Source organism: Streptomyces specialis (assembly GCF_001493375.1).
GTDB lineage: Bacteria > Actinomycetota > Actinomycetes > Streptomycetales > Streptomycetaceae > Streptomyces > Streptomyces specialis.
In genome coordinates this window covers 365,533-378,849 of the sequence record NZ_LN929894.1, presented here as the reverse complement: position 1 = coordinate 378,849, position 13,317 = coordinate 365,533, and the positions used below count along the sequence as shown (strand labels likewise).

General features: G+C 70.1%; 9 protein-coding genes. 3 read left to right on the top strand and 6 right to left on the bottom strand.

Annotation, left to right across the window (positions count from 1 at the left end; all coding sequences use genetic code 11):
* Window positions 1–6: 6 nt before the first annotated feature.
* Genes zwf through pgl form a run of 3 tightly spaced genes read left to right on the top strand, consistent with a single transcriptional unit; the run spans window position 7 to window position 3,280 of the window.
* Window positions 7–1,542: a glucose-6-phosphate dehydrogenase gene (gene zwf, locus BN2279_RS13750; protein WP_059009315.1), complete on the top strand. Its 1,536-nt coding sequence runs from the start codon at window positions 7–9 to the stop codon at window positions 1,540–1,542.
* Window positions 1,539–2,567 carry a glucose-6-phosphate dehydrogenase assembly protein OpcA gene (gene opcA / locus BN2279_RS13745; protein WP_059009314.1) on the top strand — a complete coding sequence of 343 codons (1,029 nt, stop codon included), beginning with the start codon at window positions 1,539–1,541 and terminating at the stop codon, window positions 2,565–2,567. The genes zwf and opcA overlap by 4 nt, the downstream gene beginning before the upstream one ends.
* Entirely contained in the window at window positions 2,564–3,280 is a 717-nt protein-coding gene (gene pgl / locus BN2279_RS13740) for a 6-phosphogluconolactonase (RefSeq protein ID WP_059009312.1), read from the top strand. The genes opcA and pgl overlap by 4 nt, the downstream gene beginning before the upstream one ends.
* A gap of 13 nt (window positions 3,281–3,293) precedes the next feature.
* On the opposite strand, the gene pgi is transcribed toward pgl, so the two are convergent.
* The 6 genes from pgi to BN2279_RS13710 all read right to left on the bottom strand — a co-directional run bounded on the left by pgi (window position 3,294) and on the right by BN2279_RS13710 (window position 13,294).
* A complete protein-coding gene (gene pgi, locus BN2279_RS13735; RefSeq protein ID WP_059009310.1) occupies window positions 3,294–4,946 on the bottom strand; it encodes a glucose-6-phosphate isomerase in 1,653 nt (550 codons plus the stop codon).
* A 70-nt stretch (window positions 4,947–5,016) separates the two neighbouring features.
* Window positions 5,017–5,406, bottom strand: a complete 390-nt coding sequence (locus tag BN2279_RS13730; protein WP_059009309.1) for a hypothetical protein — start codon at window positions 5,404–5,406, stop codon at window positions 5,017–5,019.
* 146 nt (window positions 5,407–5,552) lie between these two features.
* Window positions 5,553–6,032 (bottom strand): hypothetical protein, encoded by a 480-nt coding sequence (locus BN2279_RS13725; RefSeq protein WP_059009307.1) that lies wholly within the window; start codon window positions 6,030–6,032, stop codon window positions 5,553–5,555.
* Window positions 6,033–6,064: 32 nt separating this feature from the next.
* Complete coding sequence (locus tag BN2279_RS29365) at window positions 6,065–6,433, bottom strand: hypothetical protein (protein ID WP_159037219.1); 369 nt, start codon at window positions 6,431–6,433, stop codon at window positions 6,065–6,067.
* Entirely contained in the window at window positions 6,430–12,612 is a 6,183-nt protein-coding gene (locus BN2279_RS31040) for a polymorphic toxin-type HINT domain-containing protein (RefSeq protein WP_059009303.1), read from the bottom strand. The genes BN2279_RS29365 and BN2279_RS31040 overlap by 4 nt, the downstream gene beginning before the upstream one ends.
* Window positions 12,509–13,294, bottom strand: a complete 786-nt coding sequence (locus BN2279_RS13710) for a hypothetical protein (RefSeq protein WP_059009301.1) — start codon at window positions 13,292–13,294, stop codon at window positions 12,509–12,511. The genes BN2279_RS31040 and BN2279_RS13710 overlap by 104 nt, the downstream gene beginning before the upstream one ends.
* Window positions 13,295–13,317: the final 23 nt, after the last annotated feature.

Here is a 13,317-nt window from a genome sequence, read left to right as displayed (position 1 = left end):
GCACCGGTGAGCGGCAGCCCCAGCGCCGGCAATCCCCTGCGAGGCCCGCAGGACCGACGGCTCCCGCGCATCGCGGGGCCGTCGGGCCTGGTCATCTTCGGGGTGACCGGCGACCTGTCCCGCAAGAAGCTGATGCCGGCCGTCTACGACCTCGCCAACCGGGGGCTGCTGCCCCCGGGCTTCTCGCTGGTGGGCTTCGCCCGCCGCGACTGGGCGGACGAGGACTTCTGCGCCGTCGTCCACGACTCCGTCAAGCAGCACGCGCGCACCCCGTTCCGTGAGGAGGTGTGGCGCCAGCTCGCCGAGGGGATGCGCTTCGTCCCCGGCGTGTTCGACGACGACCAGGCGTTCGCGACGCTGCGCACCACGATGGAGCAACTGGACAAGGAGCGCGGCACCGGAGGCAACTTCGCGTTCTACCTCTCGGTGCCGCCGAAGTTCTTCCCCACGGTCGTCCGGCAGTTGAAGAAGCACGGCCTGTCCGAGGGCCGGGAGAACAGTTGGCGCCGGGCGGTGATCGAGAAGCCGTTCGGGCACGACCTGTCCTCCGCGCAGGAGCTGAACCGGGTCGTGCACGACGTCTTCCCGGCCCACGAGGTCTTCCGGATCGACCACTACCTCGGCAAGGAGACCGTCCAGAACATCCTGGCGCTCCGCTTCGCCAACACGATGTTCGAGCCCATCTGGAACCGGTCGTACGTCGACCACGTGCAGATCACGATGGCCGAGGACATCGGCATCGGCGGCCGGGCCGGGTACTACGACGGGATCGGGTCCGCCCGGGACGTCATACAGAACCACCTGCTCCAGCTCCTGGCGCTCACCGCGATGGAGGAGCCGTCGTCGTTCGACGCGGACGCCCTGGTCACCGAGAAGCTGAAGGTGCTCCAGGCGGTCAAGCTCCCCGCCGACCTCGGCCGGCACACCGTGCGCGGGCAGTACACGGCGGGCTGGCAGGGCGGCGAGAAGGTCCGCGGCTACCTGGACGAGGAGGGCATCGACCCGGCGTCGGTGACCGACACGTTCGCCGCGATGCGGCTGGAGATCGACAACCGCCGCTGGGCGGGCGTCCCGTTCTACCTGCGCACCGGCAAGCGGCTCGGGCGGCGCGTCACGGAGATCGCGGTCGTCTTCCAGCGCGCGCCGTACTCGCCGTTCGACGCGACCGACACCCAGGAACTGGGCCACAACGCGCTGGTCATCCGGGTACAGCCGGACGAGGGCGTGACCGTGCGGTTCGGCTCCAAGGTGCCGGGCACGCAGATGGAGATCAGGGACGTGACGATGGACTTCGCGTACGGCGAGTCCTTCACGGAGTCCAGCCCCGAGGCGTACGAGCGGCTCCTGCTCGACGTGCTGCTGGGCGACGCGAACCTGTTCCCCCGGCACCAGGAGGTCGAGCGGTCCTGGGAGATCCTCGACCCGGTCGAGGAGTACTGGGCCGAGCACGGCAAGCCCGAGCCGTACACGGCGGGCACGTGGGGCCCCCGGGCGGCGGACGACATGCTCGCCCGCGACGGGCGGAGCTGGAGGCGGCCATGAAAATCGACCTCACGGACACCACGTCCAGCCAGATCAACGGAGCCCTCATCCAGGCGCGCCGCGCGGTCGGCTCGGCGATCGGCATGGTCCTGACCCTTGTCATCGTGACCGACGAGGGGAACCACTACGACGCGCTGAAGGCGGCCAGCGAGGCGTCCAAGGAGCACCCCTGCCGCATCCTCGTCGTCATCAAGCGCCCGGGCCGCTCCCCGCGCGAGCGGGCCACCGCCCGGCTCGACGCGGAGGTCCGGGTCGGCGGCGAGGTCGGCAACGGCGAGACCGTGCTGCTGCGGCTGCACGGGGAGCGGGCGGCCCACGCCTACAGCGTGGTGCTGCCGCTGCTGCTGCCCGACGCGCCGACGGTCGTGTGGTGGCCCGAGGACGCGCCGCGCGACCCGGCCGAGGACCTGCTCGGCACGCTGGCACAGCGGCGCATCACGGACGCGGCGGCGACCGAGGACCCGGTCGCGGCCCTGCGGCTGCGCGCCGAGGTGTACGCGCCGGGCGACACCGACCTCGCGTGGACCCGGCTGACCCCGTGGCGCAGCGTGCTGGCGGCGGCGCTGGACCAGAAGCAGGCGAAGATCTCCTCGGCGCGGGTGGAGGGCGAGGAGTACAACCCGAGCACGGAGCTGCTCGCGCTGTGGATCGCCGAACGGCTCGGGGTGCCCGTGGAACGGGCCGTCTCGGCGGGCCCGGGGATCACGGCGGTGAAGCTGTCCACGGAGGACGGCACGATCTGCCTGGACCGGCCGGACGGCGCGCTCGCCACGCTTTCGGTGCCGGGCCAGCCGGACCGGCACGTGGCGCTGCACCGGCGGGCGACGGCCGAGCTGATCGCCGAGGAGCTGCGGCGGCTGGACCCGGACGAGGCGTACGCGCAGGCGGTGCGGCTCGGTGTGGGCGCGCTGCGCACCCCGCAGGAGGACGGGGATGACGGGGATGACGCCGCCCCGGCGCCGTCGGCCCCGGCCGCGAAGAAGCCCGGGGGCAAGAAGGCGGCCCCCGCCAAGTCGGCGTCATGACCGGCCAGGTGGTCGTCCACGAGGACAAGGACGTGATGGCCAGGGCCACCGCCGCCCGGCTCGTCACGGCGATCGTGGACGCCCAGACGGCGCGCGGCTCCGCCTCGGTCGTGCTGACCGGGGGGCGGAACGGGAACGGCCTGCTGGCCGCGCTCGCCGCCTCCCCGGCGCGGGACGCCGTGGACTGGGCGCGCCTCGACCTGTGGTGGGGCGACGAACGGTTCCTGCCGGACGGGGACCCGGACCGCAACCACACGCAGGCCCGCGCGGCGCTGCTGGACGCGGTTCCCCTCGACCCGGCCCGGGTGTACCCGGTGCCGCCGTCGGACGCGGTCGCCTCGGCGGCGGCGGCTGCCGACGCGTATGCCGCCGAACTGGCCACCGCCACCGGTCCGTTCGACGTCGTACTGCTGGGCGTCGGGCCGGACACGCATGTGGCGTCGCTGTTCCCCGGCCATCCGGCGCTGGAGGTGACCGACCGCACGGTGGTCGCGGTGCACGACGCCCCGAGGCCCCCGCCGGTCCGGGTCAGCCTCACCCTGCCGGCGATCGGGTCGGCCCGCGAGGTGTGGCTGCTGGCGGCGGGCGAGGACAAGGCGGAGGCCGTGGCCGCCGCCCTGTCGGGCGCCGACCCGTCGGCGCCCGCCGCCCGCGTCCGGGGCACGGAACGCACCCTGTGGCTCCTGGACCGGGCGGCGGCACCGGCCGCCTAGACGGCGCCGGGGGTCAACGGCCGCGCTGCTCGCGGTACTTGGCGACCAGCCCGGCGGTGGAGGGGTCGAGGCCCGGTACCTCGGCCCCTTCCACCAGGGCCGGTTCGACGCGCTTGGCGAGGACCTTGCCCAGCTCGACTCCCCACTGGTCGAAGGAGTCGATGTCCCACACCGCGCCCTGGACGAACACCTTGTGCTCGTACAGCGCGACCAACTGCCCCAGCACCGACGGCGTCAGCTCGTCCGCCAGGATGGTGGTCGTCGGCCGGTTCCCCGGGAACGTCCGGTGCGGCACGAGTTCCTCCGGGACGCCCTCGGCCCGGACCTCGTCGGCGGTCTTGCCGAAGGCCAGCGCCTGTCCCTGAGCGAAGAGGTTCGCCATCAACAGGTCGTGCTGGTCCGCCAGATACGGCTCCAGCTCCGCGACCGGCCGCGCGAACCCGATCAGGTCCGCCGGGATGAGCTTCGTCCCCTGGTGCAGCAACTGGTAGTACGCGTGCTGCCCGTTGGTGCCCGGCGTGCCCCATACCACGGGCCCGGTCTGCCAACTGACGGGCCGTCCCTCGCGGTCCACGGACTTGCCGTTGGACTCCATGTCCAACTGCTGCAAGTAGGCGGTGAAGCGCGACAGATAGTGGCTGTAGGGCAGCACGGCGTGCGCCTGGGCGTCGAAGAACGCGCCGTACCAGACGCCGAGAAGGCCGAGCAGCACGGGCGCGTTCTCCTCGAACGGCGCGGTGCGGAAGTGCTCGTCCACCAGCCGGAACCCGTCCAGCATCTCCCGGAACCGCTCCGGCCCGATCGCGACCATCAGCGACAGCCCGATCGCCGAGTCGTACGAGTACCGGCCGCCGACCCAGTCCCAGAACTCGAACATGTTCGCGGTGTCGATGCCGAACTCGCCGACCTTCGCGGCGTTGGTCGACACGGCGACGAAGTGCTTGGCGACGGCGGTCTCGTCCCCGCCGAGCCCGTCGAGAAGCCACCGCCGCGCCGACGTGGCGTTGGTGATGGTCTCGATGGTGGTGAAGGTCTTCGACGCCACGATGAACAGCGTCTCGGCGGGGTCCAGGTCCCGCACGGCCTCGTGCAGGTCGGCGCCGTCCACGTTGGAGACGAACCGGAAACCCAACTCCCGCGCGGTGAACGGCCGCAGCACCTCGTACGCCATGGCCGGGCCCAGATCCGAGCCGCCGATCCCGATGTTGACGACCGTCCTGATCCGCTTCCCGGTGTGCCCGGTCCACTCCCCCGACCGCACCCGCTCCGCGAACGCCACCATCCGGTCCAGCACGGCGTGCACGGCCGGCACGACGTTCTCCCCGTCCACCTCGACCACGGCGCCGCGCGGCGCGCGCAGCGCGGTGTGCAGAACAGCCCGGCCCTCGGTGACGTTGATCTTCTCGCCGCGGAACATGGCGTCCCGCAACCCGGCCACCCCGGCGGCCTCCGCCAGCTCGCGCAGCAGCCGCAGCGTCTCGTCGGTGACGAGCTGCTTGGAATAGTCGATGAAGAGATTCCCGACCCGGACCCCGTACCGCGCGGCCCGCCCGCCATCCCGCTCGAACAACTCCCGCAGCCCCACCTCCCCGAGCCCCTCACGATGCTTCGCCAGCGCGTTCCACTCCGGCATCCGATCAAGCCTGGCCCGGTCAGCAGCGTTCATTCGTCAAGCAAACGCCGGCTAACGATGTTTCTGCCGGTCGCGGGGCCTGGAAGTGGGGTAAATGCGCCCACTATCTCTTCGAGACCGTGGAGATCCCACCCACCGCCAGGGAGAACACCCGGGCGAGCGCCTTCCGGACCTCCGGATCTCGATCGAGCCGCTCCAGCGATGCGACCCTCCCCGGATCGAGATCGATCGTGGCACCCCCGCCGGCGTCGCTGCCGTCCACGGTCGGAAAGAGCACGAGACACCGGTAGGCCCGCACGACCCCTCCTCGCTCCTCGCGCATCAGCGACTGGAGGAGGACGGTCCCCTCCTTGACCTGGCTACGCAGCGCGTCCACCGATGTCCACCGAGTCGCCCACCCCCGCTCCTGCGCCTCCCACTGGATGTCGAGCAGCGTACGGAAACTGATCTGGCTGACGATGAAGTCAGGATCAGCGGAATGAATCAGGGCCATCGGGACACTGCTCCCGTCGTAGACGTCGATGCGCGTCGATACATCCGGATCGATACGCCCGGACCGGCCCGCGAAGCAACCTCGGCGTCTCGGCGGTCGGCCGACAGGCCCCGGCCGTCCGCATCACGGGCCCCCGACTCGCAGGATCAGTCCCCCGAGATCCAGACGTACCCCCGCAGGCGAACCGCTCGTTCCAGTACCTCCGTCAGCCCCGCCACCTGCTCGGCGCGGCCTGGATGAGAGAGGAGAACGCCGGAAAGGTCTTCGATGATCCGTCTGACTTGCAGGACGTTGAACATGGTGTCCCCATGTTCAGTGACCCCCGACAGGGGGCAACTGGAGCTCACCAGCGGCAGGACATCAGCGATCCACCGACCCGCCCCTCTCTCGATGTCGCCACGCTTGTGGTTCTGGTCTTCGAGGTAAACATCCCACCCCACACTTTCCACCTCCGCCTCGCCACCCGTCCTGGTCAACTCGCCGTCACGCCTCACCCGCAACTTCGTAGGCCGTGGGAACGAAAGAAGAGTCCCATCCAGCAACTTGCTGCTTGACCTGCTCATCTGAGTCAGCGAGCCACCACCCACCACCCACAGCACGGATGCGATGATCAGCAGGGATAACACCCGGTCGACGCTCGCACTACGCACAGTCCCGCTTACCGCGAATCGACTGCAGATGCGATGTCTCGTACGAGCGCGTTTGCTAGTGACACTGCCTGGTCTTTGAAGAAGCCAATCCTGGTGAAGAATTCCTGCTCGGATGGAATCACTACGGCGGCGGCAGTTAGCGCAGAGAAAAGGACATGCACCTCCCCGATCGAAAGCCCAACATCGCCGCCAGCCAGCTTTTCCTCTATCCGCCCCAAACTCGCTTGATCGACCCCGGCACGCACCACGGAGGCAGTATCCCCATCACCGCGATCCCTCAAGAACAACAGCACCTCTCGAATCAAGTCGCGCTGTGGCTCTCCGAGGCCCAGCAAGTAGAGATGCCCTTCTAGCCTGACACGCAGGGTTGTTCTCACGGCGTCCTATATCTCCCACTATTCGCGAAGGTGTCGTAATTGTACCTATAGCCGTGAATCATATAGGAATTCTCGACTATCAGGACTCCTCTCGTCTGGTCATACGCGACACGCGAACCGGTTCGAGTATCCACGTGCGTCATTTGACCACGCCATGAAGCGAAGTAATCGCCCAGGGCATCCGCATCGTGGCCAATACCAGGGATCACGTGATCTGCTGCTGTACTCGAACCATCGTGCATACGCTGTACCTGATAGTCCACACCTTCGGCGACGTTTGAACCATGAGCACTCTCAATCCGATCATAGTCCGCGTCGCGAAGACCTCCCGTACTCGGATCCCGCCCATTGCAGTTGTGAACCAGGATCGGAGTCCCGCCTGCGAGCGCATAGTACGTGTGCAGGCCCTCCACCGTCAGGTTGTGCACCGCTGTCGTGGTGGAGCGGTGGCTGACCGCGGTGATGCGTACTCGGGTGCCGGTGTCGTCCAGCAGCCACGTGCCGGGGGCGAGGTCCGTCGCCAGGGTCCAGGTCTGCGAGCCCGGTGTCCAGAAGGGGTGGGCGGCCGTCGAGGTGAGGGTTTCCGTTTCGCCATCGTCGGTGGTGACCGTGAGGGTGACCAAGTGCTTGGTGCCCTCGTCCATCAGCTCGGCGGTGACCGTTCTCGCTTCCGTTTCCCCGGTCTCCGGGTCGGTCGCCAGGATCTCGTCGCCGATCTCGACGTCCTCGATCGGCTTGTACGTCCCGTCCGCCATCAGCACCTCGGTGCCGGGGACGAAGCTGTTCCGGCAACTGGGTGGGTCGGCACGGCGGGCATCCGCTGCCGCGTCGTCGCCCCTGCGCAGCACATCACTGGTTTTGTCGTAAAGCTTTTGCAGTTTCTTGATCTTGAGCGGCGTGAAATCAAGCAGCGTCGAGATGCAGCCCCAGTGGACATTCTCGCCGGTCACACAATCGATCGCACCCGGGATATCCGGAATCAGCAGCTCGACCGCGAATTCCGATCCCTGTTCCACGAAGGCCAGGCCCCGCCCGACGCCTTCCTCGATGAAGTCCGTGACCCCCCACGGGTCGTCGTCCGGCACTCCGGGAATGTCGATCTCCCAGTCGATTCCCTGGACGCGGCCCCCGCCTCCCGAGCTGGCGACGGCGGGGGCGACGGACGAGGTCGCCGGCATGAGTGAGCCCTTGCTGTAGCTGCTCGATCCGCCGCGCGAGCCGCTCACGGTCTGCTTTCCGCTGTTCTTCGAACCGCCTCCGGAGCCCTTGCCGTAGCCGGCCGGGAGCCTCGGGATGTACAGCAGGCCGCTGGGGTCCGAGAAGGTGACCGGGTTGTTGGCGGCGTACGTGTAGCCGTGGATCTGCTGTGGGTCGGCCAGGTCCATCACCGGGTCCAGCGAGACGAACCGCCCGAGCGCCGGGTCGTATTCGCGCGCGCCGAGGTGCGTGAGCCCCGTGGCGGTGTCCGTCGTGCCGCCGACGAAGCCGCGGGTGCCGGGCCAGGCTGTCGGCGCGTCGCCGCGGACGTCGCCGAACGGCAGAGTGCGTCGCTGGCTGACGGCCGAGGTGGCCGCGTCGACGCTGATCTGGCCGGTGCCGTGGTGGTCGGCCAGGGTGAAGGAGACGGAGCCGTCGTTCTTCCGGACGGCCGTGTGGCCGCCGCCCAGGTCGATGTAACGCGTCGCCTGGACGGTGGAGGAACCGGTGGCCAGGGTGAGTTCGGTGTGCCCGAGGTAGACGGTCGTCTCGGTCGAGGTCCGGCCGATCAGCCGCTGGCCGTTGGCGTCGTAGAGGTACTCGGTCGTGGAACCGCCGGCCTCCTCCACCGACGCCAGGTGCCCTTCCGGGTCCCAGCTCAGCGTCTGGGTGTCGCCGCCGATCTGGCGGGTGCGCGTGTTCCCGCCGGCGTCGTAGGTGTACTCCTCCAGCGACTGGACGCCCGGGGCGTCCTCGGTGACGGAGGTCAGGGTGTGCGGCTGCGCGGTCCCCGGGTCGGGGTAGTCGTAGGCCCGCTCGGTGTCCTGCTCGTGCAGGTTCTCGGTCAGCCGGTTGCCCACCGCGTCATAGGTGTACGAGTGCCAGTACGGAGCCGGCCCGCCCATGGCGGCGGCGGACGGCGTGCTCGCACAGCCCTCGGTGCCCTGCGCCCACGCCTCCGTCATGCGGCGCAGGTAGTCGTACCGGAAGCACTGCACATCGGTGCCGGTCCGGGACACGTCCGCGATGGAACGGACGTTGCCCGCCTGGTCGTACGTGTACGTCTCGCCCCGGTCCCAGCCGGGCTGGTTCTCCCGCCGCATCTGCGTGGTGGCCAGGCGCTGGGTGCCCCACTCGTAGGTGTTGGCCACCGTCACATCGCCGCCGCCGCGGTCGGACATGACGTACTGGAGAGGCTTGCCGGTCGGGCTGTACCCCACGTTGACGAGAAGACCGGGATCGCCCAGACCGTCGATGACGGTGGGCCGCAGCGTGTCGGCCTCGTACAGGTACGAGTAGCCGTAACCGGCCTGGCCGCCCGCCGCGTTGTAGGCGACGCTGCGGACGGTCCCGGACAGGTCCCACTGGGTCTGGGTGGTGTAGGTGCCGGCGAGGGCCCCCTCCGCCGAGGGGATCACCGTCTGGGTGCGCGCCGGCCGGTAGAGGGAGTCGTAGTCGGTGACTTCCTGCGTGTACGCCGCGCCGCCCTCGTGGCGGATGGACTTGGCGAGTTCGCCCTCCGCGCCGGAGACGGTGTCCCACACCCACTCGGCGCGCAGCGGGCCGGTCGCGGTGCCTTCCCGCAGGTGGGTCTGGCGGCCGAGACCGTCGTAGACGTAGGCCAGCGTGACGTCACGGGCGTCGGTGCGGCTGGTCAGCAGCCCCCGGTCGTCGTAGGTGCTGACGCTGCTTCCGGCGTCGGGGTCGGTGGTCGCGGTGTTCCGGCCGAGCTGGTCGTAGGTGTACGTCCACGTGTTCCCGGCCGGGTCGGTGACCTCGGCGAGCTGTCCGGCCGGGGTGTAGCGGTAGCGGGTGGTGTCGTACGGGGCGGTCGCCGACCGGCTGTGGTGCTGGCGCAGCTCCGTGACCTGGCCCCGGGCATCGAGCAGCGTGGTGGTGGCGGTGGCGCCCTCGGGCGGGATGACGGTGGTGCGGTCGCCCCGGTAGCTGGTCGTGGTGGTGGCCAGCGTGTCGCCGCCGTCCGTGCTGCCCGCCATGACGCGGGCTTCGGTCTCCCGGCCCAGCGCGTCATAGGTGTGCCGGGTCTGGGTCTCCACCTTGTCGACCTCGACGGGCACGAAGATCGTCTCGCTCGGCGCGCCGGAGGTGTAGTAGGTGGCGTTGGTCCTGGCGACCAGGCCGCGTTCGTCGTACAGGACGTCCGTCAGCAGGCGGGTGCCGCCCGGTCCGGGCTGCTGCGTCTGGCGTTCCCGCAGGAAGCCGTCGAGGAGGCCGTAGGAGATGATCTGGGTGCCGTCGGCGTCGAGCACCCGGGTGCCCACGGAGACCGGCTCGCCGTCGTTGATCCGGTAGGTGAACTGGTAGTTGGGGACCTGCGTCGTCTGGCGGTTGGGAAGCCAGACCTTGGTGGCGCGGCCCAGCGCGTCGTACTGGGTGACCGTGCGCAGATTGTTGGTGTCCGTGATGTCGGTCGGCAGGCCGCGCAGCGCGTCCAGCTTGGTGACCGTGACCTGGGTGGAGGTCGCCACGGACGGATTGGCGCGGGGCGACGTCTCGGTCACCTGCGTCGCGAAGCCCGTCGTCGGGCTGTAGGCGGTGGTCGTCGTGCGGCCGTCCGTGCGCGCGGTCCGGGTGAGCGTGCCCCCGGTGACCGTCACGTTCGCGGTCAGATCGGTGCTGGTCAGCATCCGGCCGTACGTGTCGTAGGTCGCGCCGCTCTCCAGGTAGGTGGCGGTGGTGCCGTCGTGGTTCTTCAGCACGGCGGTCGCGGTGACGTTCCCCGCGGTGGGTGCCTGGCCGTACGTGCCGCCGTCGTAGGCGAACCGCTCGTCCGTGATGACGTCGGTGTCCCGGTCCGGTGTGGCGCCGCAGGCCACGGCGACGGTCTCGGTCCTGCTGGGCAGCGTCAGCAGGTTGGCGCCGGTGTTCGTGGCGTACGTGGTGCGGACGCACCGGTCGTCCGCCGTGGTGGCGGTGTCCGCCAGCTCGTTGGTCTCCGTCAGGCGCCCGGCGACGGTGTCGTAGGTGTGGTCGACGCGGGTCGTGCGCCACTGGGCGCCCGCGCCGCCGTCCAGCGAGGTCCACGCGGTGGTCCGGGCCTCGCCGGTGAAGTCGGAGGTGATCGTGCCCCAGTCGCGGACGCTGCGCGCCGTCTCGTGGTGCCACGGCCTGGTCACCGATTTCTCCAGCACGGGACCGCCGACGCCGTCATAGGTCACCGTCCGGTAGGCGAAACCCTGCGTCGCGGGGTGGTCGGTGATGGGGTCGCCCTCGCCCGTGGGCAGAGCGACGGACACGTCCTTGGTGCCGCCGGACTCGTTGAGCCGGTCGCCGTCCATGCCGCGCAGGAAGAACGTGTCCTCCTGGCTGATCATGCCGTCCGTGCCCTGGCCGCCGGTCTGCACCCGCACCTGGCCGTAGCCGCGCCACTGCGACCATGTCTTCTCGTCGTCGGGGACCAGCCCGTTGTCGTCGTCGAAGTGCCAGGCGGCGCCCCCGAGATACTGGTACCGCCGCACCTGATCGGGTGAGCCGCCGGTACGGTCGGTCGCGGTCACGGACGTCACCACGTACTTGTTGAACCACTCCAGGTCGGGCGCGATGTCCCCGCCGCCACCGATGTACTGCGGGAAGCACCGGGTGGTGTTGGTCTCGGGCGTCGGCAGGTTCCCCGCGTCGCACGCCTCCCCGGAGTACTCGACGTCGATCTGCCCGCCGAACTCGTCCGTCACCGTGGCCAGCCGCTCCTTGACGAACGGCGCGTAGCCGTCCCCGACCGCGTCCAGCCGGTTGGGCCGCTGGTCGTAGGTGAACGAGACCTTGGGCAGCGTGATCGGGGACGTCGTGCCCTGGCCGGTCCGCTGAACGCTGTCCAGCAGGAGCTGGTAGTCGACGTCCGCCGCGCCCCAGCGGTGGGTCAGCGCCCACGAGTCGACCGGCGCGTAGGAGCCGGAACGCAGCACCTGGGCGCTGACGCCGGTCAGCCGGTACCGGGTCCAGAACGTGGGCGAGTACCGCCCGGTGTCGCAGTCCTCGGTGGCGGCGCAGTCGAGGTCCCACGGAGTGTCGTACCAGTACAGCTCGTTGGCGTCGATGGCGGACGCCGAGCAGTCCACACCGGTCTGCGGCAGGCAGCGGGTGCTGCCGGTGAAGTCCACCTTGGCCAGGGCCGGGGTGGTGTAGACGGTGTCGGAGCGCAGGCCGTACTCGATCCGGTCGAGGGAGCCGCCCCGGATGTAGGAGGCGTTGTCGGTCTTGTCGAGGAACTGGCCGTAGGTGTTGGTCTCGGTGTCGTAGTAGTACGCGATGGCGTTGCCCCGCACGTCCACCACGTAGTCGAGGTTCCAGCGCCACGCCTGGGTGCAGGAGGAGGCGGCCACGGTGGAGGCGTGGCAGGGCTCCCCCGCGTCGTTGCCGTAGACCGGCACGGTCCACGTCGAGTCGGTGGTCTCCTTGCCGGAGGCCCAGCCCGGCAGCCGGTGGTAGCCGAAGTAGTAGCGGGTCCCGTCCGGGGTGGTCAGCTCCCAGTACTCGTTGTCGTTGTCGCCGTTGGCCCGCGCGCTCGCGGTCAGGTGCCGGATGCGGGTGCCGTCGTCCTGCTGGAACTTCCAGGTGTCGCCGCCGGCCGGGACCAGCTCACCGGCGTGGCCGTTGAAGGAGATGAACGCGTTGTCGTACTCCCAGCACAGGTCCCCGACCTCGTTGCCGTCGGCGTTCTCCACGCCCTCCTCGGCGCACGACTGGTACGTCCGCTCGATGTAGCCGGGCCACAGGTCGAAGCCGTCGCCCACCCAGGACGCCTGATTGTTGGTCCCACCGGTCTGGCCGTCGATGGCTCCCGAGGAGTACGACAGCCCCACGGTCGGCATCAGCCCGCCGGGCACGGTCGGCACCGGCATCTCGTACGACCACTGGAAGTCACCCGTGTTCAGGCCGACGTCCCAGGTCGAGGAGGGCGCCAGTTCGGTGGCGGTGTAGTCGCTCTCGACGCCCTGCTCGTCGGCCACGGCCGCCAGCACCACCGGGCCTTCCCCCCGCCAGCCGGAGGTCACTGGCCGTCAGGGTCTCCCGCTCGGTGTCGTTGCGGGACGTCACCGGAGTGGCCTCCCGGCACTCCGGCTCGTCCGGCGTCCGCAGCACGCAGGAGGGCAACTCGTAGAACGTCAGGCGCGACCCGTAGCCGCCGCCGTACGCGCCGGCGAAGTCGCCGTACGCCAGCTCGACGTCCACGCCCTCGGGCCGCCCGCGCGAGCCGTCCCGCCGCTGCACGGTCAGCAGCACGCCCTCGACGCCCGCCGCCGCGCTGGCGTCCTGGTCCAGGACCCGCACCTCGGCCGTGGTGTCCGCCGGTTCGTCGGCGGCCAGCCGCACGGGCAGTTCGCCGGAGCGCGCGGACTGGGCGGTGGCCGGCTCCCCGGTCAGCCGCACGGCGCCCGTCCCGGGCTCCGGCCAGGCGCCGCGCGGCTCCTCCTGAGGGATGCGTGGCGTCTCCTCCTCCGGGCGCGGCTCCACGGGGATGCCGTCCCGGCCGCCGACCGGCTCCTCGTCCGAGAGGTGGCTGCCGAAGTCGTCGCTGTCCGCCGCGATCGCGGACGGCAGCGTCAGGGCCTGCAGCAGCGAGGCCACCATCATCAGCGAGAGCAACCACGCCAGTCGCCGCCGCGTCACCCCGCTCGCCCGGTGCGGGCGGACCGTGCCGTTCATCCGTCACTCATCCTTTGTCGAGA